At 44.9% G+C, this 20,980-nt stretch carries 19 protein-coding genes and 1 pseudogene; 12 read left to right on the top strand and 8 right to left on the bottom strand.

Features of this window, described 5'->3' with window-relative positions; all coding sequences use genetic code 11:
- Positions 1-75 precede the first annotated feature (75 nt).
- From GTU69_RS08340 to GTU69_RS08295, 10 genes and pseudogenes are all read left to right on the top strand, one after another.
- Complete coding sequence (locus tag GTU69_RS08340; RefSeq protein ID WP_086196753.1) at positions 76-780, top strand: FKBP-type peptidyl-prolyl cis-trans isomerase; 705 nt, start codon at positions 76-78, stop codon at positions 778-780.
- Between the two features lie 49 nt (positions 781-829).
- Positions 830-1,531 carry an FKBP-type peptidyl-prolyl cis-trans isomerase gene (locus GTU69_RS08335; protein ID WP_166169716.1) on the top strand — a complete coding sequence of 234 codons (702 nt, stop codon included), beginning with the start codon at positions 830-832 and terminating at the stop codon, positions 1,529-1,531.
- 363 nt (positions 1,532-1,894) lie between these two features.
- The gene (locus tag GTU69_RS08330) at positions 1,895-2,635 is read left to right on the top strand and encodes a dienelactone hydrolase family protein (RefSeq protein ID WP_166169714.1); all 741 of its coding nucleotides are present in this window, start codon (positions 1,895-1,897) and stop codon (positions 2,633-2,635) included.
- 71 nt (positions 2,636-2,706) lie between these two features.
- The gene (locus GTU69_RS08325; protein WP_166169712.1) at positions 2,707-3,069 is read left to right on the top strand and encodes an HIT family protein; all 363 of its coding nucleotides are present in this window, start codon (positions 2,707-2,709) and stop codon (positions 3,067-3,069) included.
- 203 nt (positions 3,070-3,272) lie between these two features.
- A pseudogene (locus tag GTU69_RS08320) lies at positions 3,273-3,662 on the top strand (transposase); the annotation flags it as partial.
- Between the two features lie 90 nt (positions 3,663-3,752).
- On the top strand, positions 3,753-4,787 hold the full coding sequence (gene mutY / locus GTU69_RS08315; RefSeq protein ID WP_166169710.1) for an A/G-specific adenine glycosylase: 1,035 nt from the start codon (positions 3,753-3,755) through the stop codon (positions 4,785-4,787).
- A 62-nt stretch (positions 4,788-4,849) separates the two neighbouring features.
- Positions 4,850-5,389, top strand: a complete 540-nt coding sequence (locus GTU69_RS08310; RefSeq protein WP_166169708.1) for a M23 family metallopeptidase — start codon at positions 4,850-4,852, stop codon at positions 5,387-5,389.
- A gap of 16 nt (positions 5,390-5,405) precedes the next feature.
- On the top strand, positions 5,406-5,651 hold the full coding sequence (locus tag GTU69_RS08305; protein WP_166169706.1) for a hypothetical protein: 246 nt from the start codon (positions 5,406-5,408) through the stop codon (positions 5,649-5,651).
- A gap of 20 nt (positions 5,652-5,671) precedes the next feature.
- Positions 5,672-6,244 carry a DNA-3-methyladenine glycosylase I gene (locus tag GTU69_RS08300; RefSeq protein WP_166169704.1) on the top strand — a complete coding sequence of 191 codons (573 nt, stop codon included), beginning with the start codon at positions 5,672-5,674 and terminating at the stop codon, positions 6,242-6,244.
- 31 nt (positions 6,245-6,275) lie between these two features.
- Positions 6,276-7,298: an NAD(P)-dependent alcohol dehydrogenase gene (locus GTU69_RS08295; RefSeq protein WP_166169702.1), complete on the top strand. Its 1,023-nt coding sequence runs from the start codon at positions 6,276-6,278 to the stop codon at positions 7,296-7,298.
- Between the two features lie 88 nt (positions 7,299-7,386).
- Here the strand turns inward: GTU69_RS08295 and GTU69_RS08290 are convergent, their stop codons facing one another.
- From GTU69_RS08290 to GTU69_RS08250, 8 genes are all read right to left on the bottom strand, one after another.
- Positions 7,387-8,031, bottom strand: coding sequence for an START domain-containing protein (locus GTU69_RS08290; RefSeq protein WP_166169700.1), 645 nt, complete (start codon positions 8,029-8,031; stop codon positions 7,387-7,389).
- Between the two features lie 58 nt (positions 8,032-8,089).
- A complete protein-coding gene (dapB, locus tag GTU69_RS08285) occupies positions 8,090-8,911 on the bottom strand; it encodes a 4-hydroxy-tetrahydrodipicolinate reductase (protein WP_166169698.1) in 822 nt (273 codons plus the stop codon).
- Positions 8,912-8,975: 64 nt separating this feature from the next.
- Positions 8,976-10,358, bottom strand: coding sequence for a transposase (locus GTU69_RS08280; RefSeq protein ID WP_166169696.1), 1,383 nt, complete (start codon positions 10,356-10,358; stop codon positions 8,976-8,978).
- A gap of 2 nt (positions 10,359-10,360) precedes the next feature.
- A complete protein-coding gene (locus tag GTU69_RS08275; RefSeq protein WP_205683474.1) occupies positions 10,361-10,927 on the bottom strand; it encodes an IS607 family transposase in 567 nt (188 codons plus the stop codon).
- A 224-nt stretch (positions 10,928-11,151) separates the two neighbouring features.
- Positions 11,152-12,264, bottom strand: a complete 1,113-nt coding sequence (gene dnaJ, locus GTU69_RS08265) for a molecular chaperone DnaJ (RefSeq protein ID WP_166169694.1) — start codon at positions 12,262-12,264, stop codon at positions 11,152-11,154.
- Positions 12,265-12,371: 107 nt separating this feature from the next.
- On the bottom strand, positions 12,372-12,749 hold the full coding sequence (locus tag GTU69_RS08260) for a hypothetical protein (protein WP_086176574.1): 378 nt from the start codon (positions 12,747-12,749) through the stop codon (positions 12,372-12,374).
- 133 nt (positions 12,750-12,882) lie between these two features.
- On the bottom strand, positions 12,883-16,032 hold the full coding sequence (locus GTU69_RS08255) for an efflux RND transporter permease subunit (protein ID WP_166169692.1): 3,150 nt from the start codon (positions 16,030-16,032) through the stop codon (positions 12,883-12,885).
- A complete protein-coding gene (locus GTU69_RS08250; protein ID WP_166169690.1) occupies positions 16,029-17,147 on the bottom strand; it encodes an efflux RND transporter periplasmic adaptor subunit in 1,119 nt (372 codons plus the stop codon). Before GTU69_RS08250 ends, GTU69_RS08255 begins: the two co-directional genes overlap by 4 nt.
- Before the next feature lie 146 nt (positions 17,148-17,293).
- Here GTU69_RS08250 and GTU69_RS08245 point away from each other — a divergent pair, with 146 nt between their 5' ends.
- Both GTU69_RS08245 and ppc read left to right on the top strand, forming a co-directional pair.
- Positions 17,294-17,917, top strand: a complete 624-nt coding sequence (locus GTU69_RS08245) for a TetR/AcrR family transcriptional regulator (RefSeq protein ID WP_086196778.1) — start codon at positions 17,294-17,296, stop codon at positions 17,915-17,917.
- A gap of 149 nt (positions 17,918-18,066) precedes the next feature.
- Positions 18,067-20,751 carry a phosphoenolpyruvate carboxylase gene (gene ppc / locus GTU69_RS08240; protein ID WP_166169688.1) on the top strand — a complete coding sequence of 895 codons (2,685 nt, stop codon included), beginning with the start codon at positions 18,067-18,069 and terminating at the stop codon, positions 20,749-20,751.
- Positions 20,752-20,980: the final 229 nt, after the last annotated feature.

Here is a 20,980-nt window from a genome sequence, read left to right as displayed (position 1 = left end):
TCGAAACGTGCTGCATAGAAAAGTCTGCTAAAATTAATGCAACTTTTTTAATATAAAATGATTTTGGGAAAACCTATGAGTAAAGCCTTACCCATCGCTGTCGCTGTTCTTTTAGGCGGTGCTGCTCTTGTACCTGTTTATTATGCAACTCAAAACCCGGCTACAGTGACTTCAAAAGCATCAAAAAATGCCTCTGCTGTTGAAAAAATCAGTTATGCACTCGGTTATGAGGTCGCACATCAAACCCCGCCTGAATTAGACATTAACAGTTTTGTTACAGGTGTACGTGAAGGGCATGCTCGTAATAAACCGGCTTATACAGAACAAGAACTTCAACAAGCCTATCAGCAGTTCCAGAAAGAAATGCAACAGAAACAGCTGGATCAAGCCAAAACAGCTCAATCATCAAGTGACAATTTCTTGGCTGAAAATGCAAAAAAACCAGGTGTGAAAACCACAGCTTCAGGCTTGCAGTACAAAATCACCAAAGAAGGTACAGGTAAACAACCGACTGCTACTTCTGTGGTTACCGTTCATTACAAAGGCCAACTGGTCGATGGCAAGGTATTTGACAGCTCGATTGAACGTGGTCAACCGATTGAATTCCCGCTCAATCAGGTCATTCCCGGTTGGACTGAAGGTCTACAACTGATGAAAGAAGGCGGTAAAGCCACCCTTTATATTCCGTCACAATTGGGCTACGGCGAACAAGGTGTTCCAGGCACGATTCCTGCCAATAGCACCCTAATTTTTGATGTCGAACTGATTAAAGTAAAATAAAAATTTTAAGGAGAGCTTTTGCTCTCCTTATTTATCTTGAGATAAGAAAATGAAAACATCTATAACACTACTTTGTTTATGCATGTGCACAACGGCAAGTTTTGCAAAAACTGTGACCAATAGCAGCAGTTTAAAAGAACAGGTTGGTTACAGCTTCGGTTACTTAATGGGACGCAGCAATGCTGAATCATTTAAAGATTTAGACTTGGAGGCTTTCATCCTGGGTTTAAAAACAGCCACGCAAGGCGCTAAATCTGCCCTGACGGATGAAGAAATGGCTCGTGTTTTGAATCAGCATAAAAAGCTAAGTGAAGCAAAACAGCTGATTGAATTAAAACAAAAAGCCGAAGCCAATGCCAAAATTGGGGCTGAATTTTTAGCAGCCAATGCCAAAAAAGAAGGTGTTCAAAGCACCAAATCAGGTTTGCAGTATCAGATTTTAAAACAGGGTAACGGAAAATCACCGAAGGCCAATTCCGTGGTTAAAGTCAATTATGAAGGCCGGCTCATTGATGGAACCGTGTTTGACAGCTCGATTGCCAGAAACCAGCCAGCGGAATTTCAGGTCAGCCAAGTGATTCAAGGCTGGACGGAAGGCTTGCAGTTGATGAAAGAAGGGGCAAAATATCGCTTTTTCATTCCGGCACAACTGGGCTACGGTCAAATTGGCTCCGGCGATGTAATTGAACCAAATAGTACCTTGATTTTTGATGTCGAACTGCTTGAGGTATTGCCTAAAGCCAGCAAATAATTGGTCGGTTCCTGTTTCATGTTAAAATAGCGAGTGGGTCAATGTGAAACTCCCTCAGCAGTTATGACTGCTCGCCATTTTTAGCATGGATGAGATACTCTAGCCCATGTTGCGCGTTACTCTGGAAGATGTCATTTTTCTGAAATCCTGCCGATCTATTTTCTCTTTTTCCAATACCTAAAAATAATATTAAATCCATATTTATTAAACACTTAGATACATATTCTACTGAATTAAAAGCATGTTTCAATTTATGCATCTTAGTATGTCGTCAAAGTTGAACAATCTTGTACAATCATTAAAGAAAATTCATTTCTATATTTTTAATTCAGACATTTTTTATTTATTACAAGGATTGAATCCATGGCTCTCGGCATTAAAACTCGCGAAATTCAGTACACTGCACCAGATGGAACACATTTGATCGGATACTTTGCCGCACCTGAATCGGAAAAACCGCTCCCTGGCATTATTGTTGCACCAGAATGGTGGGGACGAAATGATTACACCGAACAACGTGCACGTGAGCTTGCCGAACATGGCTACGCCGCCCTTGCCATTGATATGTACGGAGATAAAAAAGTCACCACGGCTGTGCCTCAAGCCAGCGAATGGATGATGCAAACCTTTGAAGATCCTGAAACAATTGTGACCCGTGCGTCTGCAGGTTTAGCCACATTAGCTGCGCAAGAAGAAGTAAATGCAGATAAACTGGCAGCTATAGGCTTCTGCTATGGTGGCAAGGTGGTTCTGGATCTGGCTCGTTCTGGCGCGGATTTAAAAGCCGTTGTGACCTTCCATGGTAACTTGACACCCAAAGTCCCTGCACAGCCCGGACAGGTAAAAGCTGAAATTCTGGTGCTCCACGGAGAACTGGACAGTATGGTCAGCCTGGACGATGTCGCACGCTTTAAAGAAGAGATGCATGCTGCTCAAGTCGAGCATGAAGTGATTATCTTTGAAGATGCTAAACATGGCTTTAGCAACCCGCTGGCAGACGAACGTGCCAAAGCCAATGGTATTGATCTGGGCTATAACGCAGCAGCCGAACAGCAAGGTTTATCTGCCATGTATGAATTATTTAAAACACAACTTGGTGAATAACAATGAAGGTAAAGATAGTTTGGCTATTTTTACCGATCCACTGACATGGATAATTTAGAGAGGATACAATAATGACTACAAATAATTGTGCATATTGCAATTTTGATGAATATGACATCATTGATAAAAATGATTTCGGGGTCATTTTACCCGAACCAAATGCTTTATCCAAAGGTCACTCGGTTATTGTTCCCTTGCGCCATGTCAGTTCCTTTTTTGATATCACGGACAAAGAACGCAAAAGCCTGATGTCTCTGTTGGAGCTTGCCCGTAATGAATTGAAGCTACGTTACCATCCTACAGGTTTTCATATTGGCTTTAATGATGGTGCGGTGTTTGGCCAGGTTGATGAACATTTGCATATTCATATTATTCCACGCTATGAAGGCCAAACCTTGAAACTTGATGAGCGTTGGGGCATGAGCAGCGAATAAAATGGATTGAGCTTTATCTGAATCGAGCGTAAGCCTCCACCGACAGTCAGGTGGGGGATATAAGCGAGTGGCGAAAGCCAATTTAAAATTAATTTCAGTTGGTTTTTAACAATTTTGGGTATAATTCGACGATATTAATTATTTTTAAACAATGGTTTAAATGAAGATTTCACAACAATATAAATTCAGGCTATTGCCGAATTATGTCGAGGTCAGCAAGTGGCACACAAGAGCAGAAAGGCAAAAACGTGAAAGCCAAGTCAGGCTTGAACAAGGCCATTCTAGATCAAGGATGGTCGATGCTTGTTAATATGCTTGAGTATAAACAAAAATGGAGCGGTGGATTGCTTGTTAAGGTAAACGCACAGTACACCAGTCAAACCTGTTCTCAGTGTGGTCATGTAGCGAAAGAAAACCGACAGACCCAAGAGAAATTTGAGTGTGTCGAATGCGGTTTTGTTGCGAATGCAGATTTTAATGCTGCATGTAACATTTTAGCGGTGGGACACACCGTTTTGTCTGTGGAGGGAGGATGCGGTAAAGGTCGCCCTGCGATACAGAAAACAAGAGAAATCCGTAAGGAAGTCGCCTAGGAGCTTATGCTTTTAGAATCCTCCACTTGAGCTATGCGAAAGTGGTGGGAGTATGTCAAACTGTTCATCTATTCCCACGCTACGGTTCACATGTCACAGTTTTCTTTTGCCGATGCCCTACTTTCCTGGTTTGACGTTCATGGCCGTCATGATTTGCCTTGGCAAGTCGCGGATGATCCCTACAAGGTCTGGGTCTCAGAAATCATGTTGCAGCAAACTCAGGTTAAAACGGTGCTGCAATATTTCGAGCGTTTCATCGAACGCTTTCCGACGGTAGCAGATTTGGGACAGGCCAGTTGGGATGATGTAGCTCCGTATTGGGCAGGTCTGGGTTATTATGCCCGCGCCCGAAATTTGCATAAAGCTGCGGGAATGGTGGCTCGTCGAGGTCATTTTCCAGCTACATTAGAAGAATGGATTGAGCTTCCCGGAATTGGCCCATCCACTGCGGGGGCACTGATGTCCCTCGGTTTGCGTCAGTACGGTGTGATTATGGATGGCAATGTCAAACGGGTATTGGCGCGTTTCTTTGCCATTGAAGATGACCTGTCCAAACCTGTGCATGAACGTGCCATGTGGCAACTGGCAGAACAGTTGTGTCCTATTGAACGCAATCATGACTATACCCAGGCGATTATGGATCTCGGGGCAACCATCTGTACACCGAAAAAACCCTTGTGTTTATATTGCCCGATGCAGCAGCACTGTAAAGCGCACCAACAGGGACTGGAAACCGAGCTGCCATTTAAAAAAGCCAAAAAACCTGTTCCGGTAAAATCAGCACAAGTTTTGCTGATTCAGTCTCATGAGCAATGGTTATGGCAACAACGCCCCAATAGCGGCTTGTGGGGCGGCTTGTGGTGCCTGCCAATTATTGAAGATCCTGCCGAATTTGAACGACTGTGCCAATCTTTAGGCTTAAAAAAAGTGATTCACCGCGCTGCCATCTCGCATAGTTTTACCCATTTTACTTGGCAACTGGAAGCCCTCTGTTTTGAACTGGATGCTGACCAGCAGGAACATCTGGCCATTGAACTGAATGGCACCTGGTTAACACCACAAAAGGCAACCGCCATGGGTCTGCCCACTGCGATGAAAAAATTGATCTCTGCAGTAAATTTATGACATAGTCAGGCACTGTACTTCGAATAATTTTCACATAGATTAGAATGAAAAAAGGATGAACAGTGCTACGTTTTATTTCAACCTTATTCTTAGGTTTTAGCATTTTGTGGATTGCGGCATGTACCTCGACGCCGCAAAAACCTTCTTCCGCACTTCCCCCAGCTCAGGTGCAAAAACTGAAAAGTATGCAGCTGAAATCATCATTGCCTATACCGGTAAAAAATATCAAAGCTAGACAATTAAAAGATACTTGGGGAGCTTCGCGTAGTCATGGCCGTACCCATGAAGGCATCGATATTATGGCTCCACGTGGAACAAAAGTATTGAGTGCCACAGAAGGCCTCATTGCCGACTTACGCAATAACAATTTGGGTGGTAAAGTGGTTTGGATTCTGGGACCCGGTGGAAGCTGGCATTACTATGCCCATCTAGATGAGCATAAACGTGGCCTAAATGTCGGCGATTATGTCAAAAAGGGTGATCTGATTGGTTATGTCGGCAATACTGGCAATGCACGTCATACTGCCCCACATTTACACTATGCTATTTACCTCGAGGGTAAGGGTCGTGGTGTAGTGAATCCCTATCCTTATTTACGTTAATTTTTAGGAACTATTCATGTCAGAAGCGTTGATCAATCGTTTGGTCGAATTTGCTGAATCAGGCAATCAACAAAAAATTGTGTTGGCAGGACAAACCCACCAAGGCTGGGTGATGGAAATTACCGAAGAGGCGCTTTTGATTAGCACCGGTTTTGCAGAAAAAGCCGGCAAAGACATGTGGATTCAATTCGCTGACTTACCGCAAGCCGAACTGTATTACTGGGATAACCAGCAAGATCAATGGACTGAATTTAAGCTATAGGTACTTAAGGAGTATCAGAAATGTCGATTCAACGCTGTGGCTGGTGCTCGAATGATCGAATGTATATGGCCTACCATGATCATGAGTGGGGCAAAGCCAGTCATGATGAGGCCCAATTATTTGAAATGCTGTGTCTGGAAGGACAGCAGGCCGGTTTGTCCTGGATTACCGTGCTGAGAAAGCGTGAAGCTTACCATGAACATTTCTTTCAATACCCGATTGCCAAGATCGCCCAGTTCAGTGATGCAGAGCTGGACAATAAATTACAAGATACCAGTCTGATCCGGCACATCGGCAAGCTCAAGGCCATCCGTGACAATGCCATGGCCTGGCAGCAGTTAACACAAGAATTAAAACCACAACAAATGAATGTCAGCGACTGGTTATGGAGCTTTGTTGAACATCAGATCCTACACAATGATGTGCCGGATTATCGTCAGGCACCTGCCCAGACCGACATCAGCCTTGCACTATCCAAAGCCTTAAAAAAGAAAGGCTTTAAATTTGTTGGACCCACTACTTGCTATGCTTTTATGCAGGCTGTGGGTATGGTCGATGACCATGAAAATAATTGCACTTTTAAATCAACTTAACACGTGACTACAACCATAAAAGGATTCTGCCATGAGTGACAATATCATCCATGCCTATGCAGCGATGCAGGCAGGTGCAGCACTTGAACCCTATCAGTTTGATGCCGGAGAACTACAGCCCCATCAAGTTGAAGTTAAAGTTGAATACTGCGGTTTATGCCATTCTGATATTTCAGTGATTAATAATGACTGGAAATCTTCGGTTTATCCGGTGGTGGCCGGACACGAAATTATTGGCACTATTACCCAGTTGGGTTCAGAAGCCAAAGGTTTGAAAGTGGGACAACGCGTAGGCATCGGCTGGACTGCTGAAAGCTGCCAGCATTGTGATCCCTGTGTATCAGGTCAGCAAGTCCTGTGTAGCGGTGAGAAAAAAGCAACCATTGTGGGTCATGCGGGTGGATTTGCTGATAAAGTCCGTGCCGGCTGGCAATGGGTGATTCCCCTGCCAGAAGATCTGGATCCTGAAAGTACTGGTCCGCTGCTCTGCGGTGGCATTACCGTGTTTGATCCGATCCTCAAACACCAGATTCAGGCCATTCATCATGTGGGTGTGATCGGGATTGGCGGTTTAGGGCATATGGCGATTAAACTGCTGAAAGCCTGGGGCTGTGAAATTACCGCATTCACGTCTAACTTAGATAAAACCGAAGAACTGAAAGCCATGGGTGCAGACCATGTGGTGAATAGCCGTGATACAGCCGCATTAAAAGCTCAACGTGGTAAATTCGATTTGCTACTCAGTACCGTCAATGTCACTCTGGACTGGTCTGCCTATTTAACCACACTGGCTCCAAACGGTACGGTACATATGCTGGGTCTGGTACTTGAACCGATGCAGATTTCTGCTGGCATGCTGATAGGCGGCGCAAAATCGGTTACCGGTTCGCCTACTGGCTCGCCTGCTGCACTGCGTCAGTTACTGAAATTTGCTGCGCGGAAAAATATTGCCCCGCAAATTGAAGTTTTTCCAATGTCACAACTGAATGAAGCGATTGAACGTCTGCATTCAGGTCAGGCCCGTTACCGGATTGTGTTAAAAGCTGATTTCTAATTTTTATTTGATTCGGCTGAATTCAAATTTCATCAGATACGATGAGGAAAAAATTCCGCCTAATGCGGAATTTTTTTCGTTTTGTTAATTAGCGTAATGCTTCAGGTAACAGCGGAATACTTGAGGGTTTGGCAAGTTCTGTCTTCATCTTTTGCAGCATCTGATAAGGCTGCTGCTGTACAAACATATTCACAAAGGTTAAGGGAATGGAACCTTCAGGATTAGCATAACCATAAGTTGAAACCTTGACTTTATTATTGGCTAATTTCTGAAAGGTCCAATCGCCTTCATAATGGGTTAAACGAATACAATCCGGATTTTTGGCATAAGCTTTATCAACCGCTTTATTCTTGATCGTGATGATGCCTTGAGCATCTTTTATCATTTTACCTTGTACCACTAAATCACGGTCTTTTAGCGGAAAAGGAAAATCCAGCACCATATACAATAAAAATTCGCCTTTTTTATCATCGCGCGATAGCACTTTCACGCTGCCCATATACGGTACCCATTTCACCGCATGGTCGACATCCAGAATCAGCCCCACTGCTTTTTCGAAAGATGTATCATAAGTGGTTTCGGCTTTGTATAAAAATACCGGATTTTGGCTGTTCTGGTAGGTCCAGACTTTAATATTATTCTTGTGAATACTGAGATTGGCATTATCGACAGGTTTAGCCTGTGCAGCAGCCAAACAGGCTACGGCACAAGCCATCAAGATCACTTTTTTCATTCCGTTGAGCTTCTTATTTTAATTTTGTTGTATTGTTATAAATGATTTTGACGATTTTTTATACTTGAATATCGTTAAAACCCAGTACGTCTTTCATATCATATTTGCGTGCTTCGCGGCCCACGACCCATGCTGCGGCACGAACCGCACCTGCGGCAAAGTTCATACGGTTGGTGGCTTTATGGGTGATTTCCACACGTTCGCCTTCACCAATAAACATCACCGTGTGTTCACCGACGATGTCACCACCACGAATCGTTTCAAAACCAATGGTTTGACGATCACGCGGGCCAGTATGACCTTCACGGCCATACACCGCGACTTCTTTTAAGTTACGCCCCAAAGTGTCAGCAATAGCTTCGCCCATCATCAGCGCTGTACCTGACGGTGCATCGACCTTATGACGGTGATGTGCTTCGATCACTTCAATATCGACTGTATCACCAAACACTTTAGATGCCAGTTCTAACAGTTTAATGGAAACATTCACGCCAACCGAATAATTTGCTGCATAAACCACAGGAGTTTGCATTGCACTGTCATCCAGATAGGCTTTTTGTTCATCATTCATGCCTGTGGTACCAATCACAATCGCCACCCCTGCTTCACGGCACAATTTTAAATGCTGGGCAGTTGCAACCGGGGCAGTAAAATCAATCACCACGTCACAGTCTTTTAATACGTCTTGCAGATTGCCCACAACCTTAACGCCAACAGCACCAATACCGGCAAGTTCCCCTGCATCTGCACCAATCAGGCTGCTTTCAGGGCGTTCAACTGCTGCTGCAAGTTGGTAACCCGCTTCTTTAACTGCCTGAATAAGGATGCGTCCCATACGGCCGCCTGCACCCAATACACCAATGCGTGGAGCTGCTGACATAACATATTCCTAATGTTGATTTTAAATTGTTCTTACTATATCAAAACTGTTCCTTAATATGTAATCAAACATGGGCAAGGACTAATTCGCACTCTGTTAATGTCTTGTCTCCAAGCATGTAACTAGAGCCTAAGTCGATCAGTTCCGACTTGTAGCGGTCAGTCCGTTCTTGCAATACACGCTTTACCTCATGGTAAGGTGTGTAACGACTTATCTCAGGGTCATTTAATCTTGCAAGTACGTTTCTCGCAGCATTCCAGTCTGCTTGCACAACTTCCCCATTAAATCGGTAAAACTGATCTCCTTTGCGTGTGCCGATTAACAGCCCATGCAATAAAGAATCACTTTGCGAAGTGTACGCAGCATTAACTAGATGCACCATAGAACCTCTGCGGTGAGATATAGTTGTCAGGGCATCAGCTAATATGCCTTTGACCCATGTGTTTAATCGTCTATTGGTATTCTTCCCATAGCTACGCTTGCTTTGGATTGGTGAAGTTAAGTCCTCCGCAACAATCAACCCTGCCTTATCAACCAATCGATTTGTCGCTGTATAGATCAGCGTTTTTAGTTTGGCTTTCTGAGTATTTTGTCTTTTATCTAGCTTCTTTCTTCCTAAATTGTTTTGTTCAATCTTTTGCTTCTTATGTGGCTTTGCTTTGGTAATTGCTCTCAGCTTGTTTCTTTTTTTGTATTTCTGGTTCAAGTAATCTGATTCACTTGAAATCAGCTTGCCCAAACCTTGACCATACGCATCACCATCCGAATCCACAAAAGCTTCTGAATAACCTTTATCAACACCTACAGTAGCTTCACCACAATCTTTAGTTTCAATAGCATCATAAGTCGAATGAACTTCAACATTGCCATTTCTTAGAATGATTCTAAGTGTGCCTTGAGGTGCAAATTCCATAGTGGTGTTCAGTGGAATCTTAATAGTTTGTCGTGGCACTAGACTTGGGACTTTAAGCCAACACTGACCATTTAACTCAAAGGTCTTGCACATATCGGCACGAACAATGATCTGATTATAAGTATGGTTTACGCCATGTCTAAAATGTTTTCGCATCTGGCGGTGAAGAAAATTATCTTCCATCCAGGCATCTTTTTTTAACAGTGTATAAAGCCTTTTCAGTTCTTTTTCGCAATTGGTACGTTTGCGAATGGCTTGTTTTACCTTTTCCTTGGCAGCTTCACGATAGGCTTTAATATCTCCAATACAGTCACGCAAAGTTTCTTTCCAGGCATTGGCTGATACATGAAATTCACGACCTTCGCGCATCCAAGCATCACGAATTGTTCTGTCACCAATATTCAGGCCAGCAACAGCACCGTATTTACGCCAAACCTCACTGCGAACACGACCAAGCAAAGCAGCTTGCTTTTCAAGCTGCTTATACTTCTCTCGATTCAGGTTTTTGCAGTGATGAATGCGTGTCAATTTCACAATTATTGTTCCTTGGTCTGCACCAATTCTTTAACTTTTTCTTTGTATTTCCTTAACCCATAAAGGCGCGATGAAAAACAATGAATAATTGCCAAAAGGTCTTGTGTAACTTCCTCTGTTGGAGAAAGGGATTCTTGATTCATAATAATTATTTTGCAGCCATGTCTTTCTGCGAAAGACTCAAACCACTCAAAGCCAAACCTCACAAGCTTATCTTTGTGAGCAATGATCAATATTGAAACCTTACCCATTTCAATATCAAGGAAAAGCTTATTAAATTTCTTTCGATTGTAATTTAAACCACTACCTATCTCTGATAGCCACTCGGTCACAGCATAACCATTTGCAGCGCAAAAATTTTCCAAAGCTGTTATCTGGTTGGTTAAGTCAGGCTTTTGCTCCACACTGGACACTCTCGAATACACAACAATATGTAAATTACATTGTTTGGATGTGCCTTTCATATATTTAGCAATATCGTAAACACTGAGAAGTTCACCTTTTCTTTTAAGGTGTCTAAAGCTTAAATCATTGACATAATTCCAGACGAAATTCACTTCAGATGCCAATTAACCTAGCATCCTAGAATGTTTGTCTTTTATGCATAATTTAAGCATTTTCATAGCCTTATATTAGCTTTTATTAAATTAAAAATATTGATTATTAAAAATTAAACGACATTTTATGTCGTGTCACTTATATCTCTGACCTGAAGGACAGAGTTTTACGCTCCATTTGAAAAAAAAGGGGGGAATATTGAATATTCCCCCCTTTTTTCAAACTATGTCTGAAATTAATCAAACAGACCGAAGAACGATTTTTTCTTAGGCGATGATTTATTGTCATCACCATCCATCGTTTCTTGCAATTCTTTTAACAACTCACGTTGACGAGCAGTCAAATTCACTGGAGTTTCTACCACTACGCGGCAAAGCAAGTCACCCTGCATGCTGGTACGTACCGGTTTAACACCTTTACCACGCAAGCGGAACAGTTTGCCGGTTTGAGTGCCCTCAGGAATTTTCAGGCTGACACGGCCATCCAGGGTTGGAATCTGGATTTCTTTACCCAGAGCGGCATCAGCAATAGATACCGGCACATCCATATACAGGTCTGCACCATCACGCTGGAAGATGTCATGCTCGCGCACCACTACTTCTACGTATAGATCACCGGATTGACCATCACGGATCGCTTCGCCCTTACCGCTTAAACGTACGCGGTCGCCATTGTCCACACCAGCAGGAATGGTCACTTCAAGGGTTTGCTGACGGTCTTTTACACCAGAACCATGACAGGTGTTACATGGGTTCTTGATGATTTTTCCTTGACCGCGACAGGTGCTACAGGTTTGCTGAACAGAGAAGAAACCTTGTTGCATACGCACTTGACCTGCACCATGACAGGTTTTACAGGTTTCAACATCGTTCGGATTTTTAGAACCTTTACCATCACAGTCATCACACGGTGCCGGTGCAGTAAAAGTAATGGTTTTTTTCACGCCTTTGACCGCTTCTTCAAGGGTCAATTCCATCACGTAACGCAGGTCTGATCCGCGACGTGCACGTTGCTGACCACGGCCGCCACCGCCACCGAATGCGCCACCAAAGATGTCACCAAACTGACTAAAAATGTCTTCAGCGCTGAAACCACCACCGAAGCCACCACCGCCCATGCCGCCTTCAAAGGCATTGTGCCCCATACGGTCATACATACTGCGTTTTTCACTGTCGGATAAAATTTCATAAGCTTCAGCAGCTTCTTTAAATTTTTCTTCAGCTTCAGGGTTGTCCGGGTTACGGTCTGGATGATATTTCATCGCCAACTTACGGTAGGCTTTTTTAATTTCATCATCACTAGCGGTTTTAGCGACGCCCAAAACCTCATAATAATCACGTTTAGCCATGTCTGGCGATGCTCCTCACGGAATTTTATTTAATACTTAACTGTGGTGTGAAATTGGGGACGGAAACAAATTTTACAAGGGAAAGAGGGGAAAAAAGTTTACTCGGATTAGAAAACGGCTTTATTTTTGAAAAACCGGGAGATTCCTTTCAGCCAGGCATTCAACAAGAATAAGAAGGCAATCATGGCGAAAACCACGCCTGCAACGGTACAACCTTTTACCCAAACTGCACTATCCCAATAAAAGAAAATCAGCGGAATAAACCAGAGTGCTGCAAAACATACCAAAATCATATAAATCACAATATTACGCATGATCCAGAGGGCTTGGGCTTCAAGCCAGACCTCCACTTCATCCACTTGTGTAACTTTACGCGCAAACCAATAAGCAAATATGCCACTAATCACAGTAAATAACGCGAAAAACATCAAGACATAGGAAATCGCAACGGAACGGCGAAGTCGGCTTAAGTTGTCTTGCTTCATGTGCGTTTCAACCCCATTTACCGCATGTTTAGAGTTTTAATATGCAGTAAATTGCTTGATAAAAATGTATACAAATATTAGGTGCTACTATATTGAAGTTTTCAACATTTCGCACCTGATTATTGTCAAAAAATTACTCCGTTTGGCTATTTTTTTTCACTTTAAACCATTGTGCATACAATGCCGGTAAAAAGAACAGCGTCAACAGGGTCGCCACAATCAAACCGCCCATAATCGCCACCGCCATCGGACCAAAGAAAATACTGCGGGAGAGTGGAATCATCGCCAATACTGCGGCCAGGGCGGTCAGCACAATCGGGCGGCAACGACGTACGGTTGCATCGATAATGGCATTCCAGGGATCATGTCCAGCCTGAATGTCCTGTTCAATCTGGTCAATCAGGATTAAAGAATTGCGCATGATCATGCCTGACAGGGCAATGGTTCCCAGCATTGCCACAAAACCAAAGGGTTTATTCAGCAATAACAGAAACAGTACGACTCCAATCAGGCCTAAAGGTGCCGTCAAAAAGACGATAAATGCACGAGACATACTCTTGAGCTGAATCATCAGCAAGGTCATCACCACCGCCAGAAAAAACGGCATACCGGCATTAACCGAATTTTGTCCACGAGCCGACTCTTCGACCGTACCGCCCACTTCAACCAGATAACCGCTTGGCAATTCGGCCCGCAGCTGATCCATTTTATCAGCAAGTTGCCCGACCACGGTTGCAGGCTGCAACTTGGTCCGAATATCGGCACGTACGGTAATAGTCGGCAAACGGTTACGATGCCAGATCAGGCCATCTTCAAACTGATATTCAATTTTGGCAATTTGCGCCAAAGGTACAGAACCCCCATTGGCAGTCGGTACGGCCAGACTAGACAAAGATTCCACATTGATACGTTCGTTCTGGTCTCCACGCAAACGGATTTCAATCAGTTCACGTTTTTCACGATACTGGTTAATCACAGCACCACTGATGGAACTGTTCAGGAATTGTGACAAATCTAAAGTTGATACTCCCATTTGACGGGCGCGATCCTGATCAATATTCAGCTGAATGACCTTACTCGGTTCGCCCCAGTCCAGATGAACATTGGTGGTGTTCGGATTCTCTGCAATGACGGCGGAAACCTTATGTGCCCATTGACGCACCAGATTCAGGTCTTCACCAGAAACGCGATACTGCAATGGATAACCGACAGGCGGACCATTTTCCAACAGCGAGACCCGGGTACGCACATCCGGCAGCAATTTACGGATTTCCTGATCTAAAGATTTGCGGATTTCATCGCGGTCATCTAAAGACGAAGCCAAAACCACAAACTGGGCAAAACTGGCCTGTGGCAATTGCTGGTCCAGTGGTAAGTAGAAGCGGGTGGAACCCGTGCCGACATAAGCCACATAATTGTCGATGCCTTGTTTGGTCGACAGGAATTTTTCTACCTTTTTCACGGCATTTTCTGTGGCCGTGAGCGATGCCCCTTCTTCCAGCTTTAAATCGACCAGAATTTCAGCCCGGTTAGACGGCGGGAAAAACTGCTGCGGTACCAGTTTAAACATCAGCACCGACAGCACAAAAATGCCCACCGTAGTTGCAATCACGGTTTTACGGTAGCTAATACACTGACTCACCCAACCTCTAAATTTTTGATAAAATCTGGTTTGGTAGGGATCATGATGTTCACCGGCATGATGCAGCACAGCTTGCGGTTCGGGTTGCCTGCGTAAGCGCGCCCATAAGCGCTGATACCATGGCGCTTTTTGCAGCAGGTCTTGATTAAAATCTGGCAGCAGTTTATCGCCCAGATAGGGGACAAAAAGGACTGCTGCAAACCAGGACACCACCAAGGCAATGGTCACCACCTGGAAAATAGAACGGGTATATTCACCGGTACTGGACGCAGCAGTAGCAATCGGTAAAAAGCCGGCTGCAGTAATCAGAGTGCCAGTCAGCATGGGAAAAGCCGTGGTTTTCCAGGCAAAACCTGCCGCCTCGAGCCGGCTATAGCCCTGCTCCATTTTTACGGCCATCATTTCAATGGCAATAATGGCGTCATCCACCAATAAACCGAGCGCCAGAATTAAAGCGCCCAGTGAAATTTTATGCAGGCCGACATCGAATAGGTTCATGCCGGCAAAGGTCATGGCCAGCACCAGTGGAATGGAAAATGCCACCACCAGACCGGTACGAAAACCCAGGGAAAAGAAGCTGACCAGCAGGACAATAATCACCGCTTCTGCCAGCACTTTCATGAATTCATTCACGCTGCGTTTCACCGCAACCGGTTGGTCGGAAACTTTTTTTAGCTGCATGCCCAAGGGCAAAGATTTTTGCAAATGGGCAAATTCAGCATCTAAATTTTTACCCAAAGCCAGAATGTCACCACCTTTGCGCATGGATACGGCAATGCCAATCCCATTTTCGCCCATAAAACGCATGCGTGGCTGGGCCGGCTCGCTAAAGCCACGATAAATGTCCGCAACATCGCCCAGCTGAATGGTTTTTCCTGCCACCAACAGGGGCATTTGTTTAAGTTCATCAATACTTTTTAATTGACCACTGACCCGCATCTGAATGCGGTCGCTGCCGGTTTCAAAAAAGCCGGCACTGGCCACGGTATTTTGTTGTTGCAGGGCTTGCTGAATGGCTGTGACCGGAATGCCGAGCTGTACCGCTTTGGTATTAGACAGTTCAATCCAGATTTTCTGGTCTTGCAGCCCCACCAGATTGACCTTGCCGACATCCTTGACCCGTTGCAGTTGCAGTTGCAGACGGTCGGCATATTCCTTCAATATGCCATAGTCATAATCTTTACCGGTCAAAACATAGATATTTCCGAAGGTATCGCCAAATTCATCATTAAAAAACGGCCCCTGCACCCCACTCGGCAATTGATGCTGGATATCGCCCACTTTTTTGCGCACCTGATACCAGACATCGGGAATCTGGTTTGAGCGCAGCGAATCCTTGGCGACAAACGTCACCAGTGATTCACCGGGACGTGAATAGGCCATGATGCGTTCGTAGTTACCGGTACTCATCAACTCCTTTTCGATGCGGTCAGTGACTTGCAACGACACTTCCTGTGCGGTTGCACCCGGCCAGTAGGTCTGGATGACCATCACCTTAAAGGTAAACGGCGGATCTTCACTTTGGGCCAGTTTGGAATAGGAAACAATGCCGACAATGCCGAGCAGCAGCATGAAATAAAGAATCAAGCCTTTATTTTTCAGGGCCCATTCCGACAGGTTAAAGTTCGAGCCTAAATTCATGATGCAGCTCCTGCCCGAATTTTCACGGCACGATTTTCCCGGTCGATCGGCTGGATTTTCTGTTGTTCACGCAATAAATGCACACCGCCAATCACCACATAATCCTGCGGATTTAGACCGGACAATACCGGCACACTGTCACGACCGTAGGCTCCCAGGTTCACGGCCACCTTATGAATAGTCTGGTCCGGTTTCACCACCCAGACATAGGCCTGCTGACCATTGGCCGAGACACTGGACAACGGCACACTGAGTACATTGTTTTGGCTATTGTTAAAAAATACCCGTGCACTCTGGCCCAGCTGAATGGCAGCATTGCCTTCACGCAAAGCGACTTTGACACTAAAAGTTCGGGACTGATCAGCTGCCGGAGAAATTTCACGCACATAGCCGGCAAATTTATCTTCAGGTTTGGACCATAAAGTGACCCATGCCGTCTGACCGACTTTAATCTCTGAAATGGCCTGTTCCGGCACCCCGATCACCACTTCACGATCACCGGCAATCGCCATCTGATAAGCAGCCTGCCCTGCCGCGACCACCTGCCCCACTTCAATGTTACGCGCGGTAATCACGCCATTTTTATTGGCAATCAGCTGGTTATAACCGGTTTGGTTACTCGTAACCTGATAATTGGACTGCGCCTGTTTCAGCGCGGACATCGCTGACTTATACTGGTTATCCACCGCATCATATTGCGAACGGCTGACCGCATTCATCGGCAGCAGTTGCTTAAAGCGCTGCCGTTCATCTGCGGCAATTTTTGCGGCCGATTGGGCACTTTCCAGTTGAGCTTTTGCTGCATTGAGCTGCAGCTGGGCATCTTTCACATCGAGTTTTGCCAGTACCTGCCCCACCTTGACCTGATCACCGACATCGACATAACGTTCGATAATCTGTCCGCCCACCCGGAAGGCCAAAGCTGTTTGCTGGCGTGCCTGCACATCTCCGGCATAGCTTTTCTGTTCATTATGAGTACTGTTCGGCTGAGTCACCATCACAAACGGAACCTGTTCTGTTTCAGTTGCCTCCGTGCTGCAGCCCAATAAAGTCACACTGCAAATAATCATCATGCTGACCAGGGCGGTTTTTACTGCAATCTTTACTGTGCTCATGAGGTTGGCTCTTATCTCAAAATGTTTTTTAAGGCAAAATAAGCATTATCTTAAACTGATCGTTTTTTAATTAATATACTTACCGGTACATTAATTGGGAATCGAGGGTCAAATCAATGACCTTTTTCATTTTTTTGGAAAAAATTGTGCAAATAAATGTGGGTCGCCCCAAAGACTTAGAAAAACGTCAGCGCATTTTAACTGCAGCAAAAAGCTTATTTTTAAGGTGTGGCTACCATGGTTCCAGCATGAACCAGATTGCCCAGGAGGCGGGTGTCACCAAACTGACGGTCTACAATCACTTTCAGGATAAAGCCAATTTATTTGTTTGTGCCATTGTTGCCACATGCGAAGAATTACTCAGTGCTCGCCCCTTAAACCTGCAAGCCGACAGTAATTTTTATCAAGAATTTGTGCATGCCTGTGAACTGGCCCTCAATATCACCAATTTGCCAGAAGCCATCAAACTGGAACGCTTATTGGTGGAACTGGCGGCGGAACAAAATCCACTGGCACAGACATTTTATAATGCCTGCCATCTGCGTATGAATGCACTGTGGGAAAACTTTTTTCAGCAGGCTATCGAATTGGGCTTTATTCAGCCAGAAGCTTTAAAAAACCTGACCTTACTGATCCTTTCTTTACTGTTGGGCCTGCGCCATCATGAAGTGCTGCTTGGGGTGCGTGAAGTTCCAACTGCTGAAGAGAAACAGCAGATTATCTTGAACAGTATTGAGATCTTTATGCTGAAATATCAGAAAAAACCGTAAAATCTGTAATTCCATTTTCCTGACTGCACCAACGGCAACTCAATTGCTAGTTTTAGCAGCAAAAAATTACCGACTTTTGTCTGCCCCCTACTTGGAATGTCATTGAATCGGGGTATATTCAAAGGAGTAGCCTAGGAGAATGAAAAAAAATGATTCAACAAATTGATGCTCCACTGCGTGAGGATGTACGCTTACTTGGGAACTTACTGGGAGAAACCCTCAAGGAACATGCGGGACAAGATTTGTTTAATCAGGTGGAGCAGATTCGTGCCCTGTCCAAAGGTGCACGTGATGGGCAGGTAGAAGCCGAAAAACAGCTTGAACAACTATTCCTGAGTCTGGAAGATGATGAGATTCTTCCACTTACCCGTGCATTCACCCACTTTCTGAATTTTGCCAATATTGCCGAACAGTACAATGTAGTACGCAGTCGCCGTCAAAGCGAATTCGATGAACATGCACCCTCTCCCAATCCGCTCGATCATCTGTTCCAGAAATTTAAAGATCACGAAATTTCAGCCGACACGCTATTCAAGCAAATCTGTGAACTGAAAATTGAACTGGTGTTGACTGCACATCCGACTGAAGTCAGCCGTCGTACCTTAATTCAAAAATATGATGATATTAATGACTGCCTGTTTAAGTCTGATCAACAAAAACTGACCCCACGTGAACGCAAAGCCGTACTGCAAGAACTCAAACAACTAATTTGTTCCGCCTGGCAGACCGATGAAATCCGCCAGCATCGCCCAACCCCAGTCGATGAAGCGAAATGGGGCTTTACCACCATTGAACAGACGCTGTGGAATGCCATTCCCAAGTTTATTCGCGAACTGGATGAAATGGTTGAAGATCACTGTGGCCAGCGTTTACCTTTAACCGTTGCACCAGTGCGTTTTGCCTCCTGGATGGGCGGTGACCGTGACGGCAACCCGAACGTCACGCATAACATTACCCAGGAAGTGCTCTGGCTGTCGCGCTGGAAAGCGGCTGATTTATATCTGCGTGATATGGAAGACCTGCGCTGGGAACTGTCGATTCAAAACTGCAGCGATGAACTGATGCAGGCACTGGGCCATAGCCACCCTGAACCCTACCGTGAATATCTGCGGGATACCCGCGAACGCCTCAAAGCCACCCGTCACTGGCTGGCGCAAAAACTGCAAGGGCAAGATGCCGATGATCATCTGGTGATTAAAAGCAAAGATGAATTATTACAGCCTTTATTGCTGTGCTACCGTTCACTGATTGCCTGCAACCTGCCAGAAATTGCCAATGGCAAACTGCTGGACTTTATCCATCGCGTCAACTGCTTTGGCATTGAACTGCTAAAACTGGATATCCGTCAGGAATCCGGTCGTCATCGTCAGGCCATTTCTGCCATTACCGAATATTTAGGATTAGGCAATTTTGAAACCTGGACCGAACAGGCACGCCAAAACTTCCTGTTGCAGGAATTACAAAGCAAACGTCCGTTGTTGCCTAAACATCTGAATGAACCGAAACAAAGCCTGATTGAACATCGGGATGTGCAGGAAGTGTTTGCCACCATGCGCACGCTAGCAGAACAGCCGGAAGAAAGTCTGGGTGCGTATATTATTTCCATGGCGGAATATCCGAGTGATGTCTTGGCCGTGTTATTGCTGCAAAAAGAAGCCGGCATCAAGCATCCACTTCGTGTAGTTCCGCTGTTTGAAACCCTGAAAGATCTGGACGGTGCAGCCAGTACCATGAATACCCTGTTCAATATGCATTGGTACAAACAGCATATTCAGGGCAAGCACGAGGTGATGATTGGCTATTCCGACTCAGCCAAAGATGCCGGATTTATGTCTGCCAACTGGGCGCAATACCGTGCGCAGGAAGAACTGACTGCCATTGCAAAAAAACATGCCGTACAACTCACCCTGTTCCATGGCCGTGGCGGTTCCATCAGCCGGGGTGGTGCTCCAACCCAGCAGGCACTGTTTTCACAACCGCCAGGCTCGATTTCCGGTGCCATTCGCGTGACCGAACAAGGGGAAATGATCCGCTTTAAGTTTGGTCTGGAAGGTATTGCCTTACAAAATCTGGAGATTTATACAGCAGCCACTTTAGAGGCAACCTTATTGCCGCCACCGGTGCCTAAGGATGAATGGCGTGAACTGATGCATAGCATGACCGATTTGTCGGTACAGGTGTATCGTCAAACCGTGCGTGAAAATCCACATTTTGTAAAATACCTGCGTACGGTTACACCGGAACTGGAATTGCAAATGTTGCCACTCGGTTCACGACCGGCCAAACGCAAGGTCAGCGGCGGGATTGAATCCTTACGTGCCATTCCCTGGGTCTTTGCCTGGACCCAAATCCGTCTGATGCTTCCAGCCTGGCTAGGTACTGGAGCAGCCATTAACCAGGTGATTGATCAAGGGCAAAAACCACTGCTGGATGAGATGCTGCAACAATGGCCATATTTCCAGACCCTGATTGACATGCTGGAAATGGTATTGTCCAAAGCAGATAGTAATGTCGCCTTATATTACGAATCACATTTGACCGAGGATGAAGACTTAAAAGTCCTGGGCAATGAACTGCGTCAGCGCTTAAAAGATGCGGTACAAACCTTGCTGGCGCTGAAAGGCGAATCCAAACTGCTCAGCAGCAATGAAGTACTGGACCAGTCTATGCGGGTACGCAAACCGTATTTACTGCCGCTGCATTTACTCCAGGCGGAACTGATGAAACGCCGTCGTCGCTATCTGGCAGAACGTCAGGCAGAACATACCCCAGTCGATCATGCCTTAATGGTGAGTATTGCCGGGATTGCAGCCGGATTGCGTAATACCGGTTAAATTCTGATTTAACATAGAAAAAGCACATTCCTGCAATGTGCTTTTTTTAACCTTATGGTCAAAAGTTTCCCATTATTTTTTATAAATAAAACAAAAAATATTTATGAATTTATCAACCCATCTTCATACCTATTAACTATTGATTTAGCGTTATTTTTAATTATTAAATTTTTTATCACATGGTAAAAATATTTGAAAAGTCATGGTATTAGTATAAATAAAATTTTGT

Origin of the sequence: Acinetobacter sp. SA01 (assembly GCF_011319235.1) — a bacterium.
Lineage (GTDB): Bacteria > Pseudomonadota > Gammaproteobacteria > Pseudomonadales > Moraxellaceae > Acinetobacter.
This window is presented reverse-complemented; position numbering and strand designations above follow the sequence as displayed.

What these genes read in the sequence shown, in the direction of transcription:
- GTU69_RS08325 (WP_166169712.1), top strand. Translation starts at nt 2,707, where the DNA reads ATGACTACAAATAATTGTGCATATTGCAATTTTGATGAATATGACATC.
- GTU69_RS08300 (WP_166169704.1), top strand. Translation starts at nt 5,672, where the DNA reads ATGTCGATTCAACGCTGTGGCTGGTGCTCGAATGATCGAATGTATATG.
- GTU69_RS08295 (WP_166169702.1), top strand. Translation starts at nt 6,276, where the DNA reads ATGAGTGACAATATCATCCATGCCTATGCAGCGATGCAGGCAGGTGCA.
- GTU69_RS08250 (WP_166169690.1), bottom strand. Translation starts at nt 17,147, where the DNA reads ATGAGCACAGTAAAGATTGCAGTAAAAACCGCCCTGGTCAGCATGATG.
- GTU69_RS08340 (WP_086196753.1), top strand. Translation starts at nt 76, where the DNA reads ATGAGTAAAGCCTTACCCATCGCTGTCGCTGTTCTTTTAGGCGGTGCT.
- dapB (WP_166169698.1), bottom strand. Translation starts at nt 8,911, where the DNA reads ATGTCAGCAGCTCCACGCATTGGTGTATTGGGTGCAGGCGGCCGTATG.
- GTU69_RS08305 (WP_166169706.1), top strand. Translation starts at nt 5,406, where the DNA reads ATGTCAGAAGCGTTGATCAATCGTTTGGTCGAATTTGCTGAATCAGGC.
- mutY (WP_166169710.1), top strand. Translation starts at nt 3,753, where the DNA reads ATGTCACAGTTTTCTTTTGCCGATGCCCTACTTTCCTGGTTTGACGTT.
- dnaJ (WP_166169694.1), bottom strand. Translation starts at nt 12,264, where the DNA reads ATGGCTAAACGTGATTATTATGAGGTTTTGGGCGTCGCTAAAACCGCT.
- ppc (WP_166169688.1), top strand. Translation starts at nt 18,067, where the DNA reads ATGATTCAACAAATTGATGCTCCACTGCGTGAGGATGTACGCTTACTT.
- GTU69_RS08330 (WP_166169714.1), top strand. Translation starts at nt 1,895, where the DNA reads ATGGCTCTCGGCATTAAAACTCGCGAAATTCAGTACACTGCACCAGAT.
- GTU69_RS08290 (WP_166169700.1), bottom strand. Translation starts at nt 8,031, where the DNA reads ATGAAAAAAGTGATCTTGATGGCTTGTGCCGTAGCCTGTTTGGCTGCT.
- GTU69_RS08335 (WP_166169716.1), top strand. Translation starts at nt 830, where the DNA reads ATGAAAACATCTATAACACTACTTTGTTTATGCATGTGCACAACGGCA.
- GTU69_RS08255 (WP_166169692.1), bottom strand. Translation starts at nt 16,032, where the DNA reads ATGAATTTAGGCTCGAACTTTAACCTGTCGGAATGGGCCCTGAAAAAT.
- GTU69_RS08260 (WP_086176574.1), bottom strand. Translation starts at nt 12,749, where the DNA reads ATGAAGCAAGACAACTTAAGCCGACTTCGCCGTTCCGTTGCGATTTCC.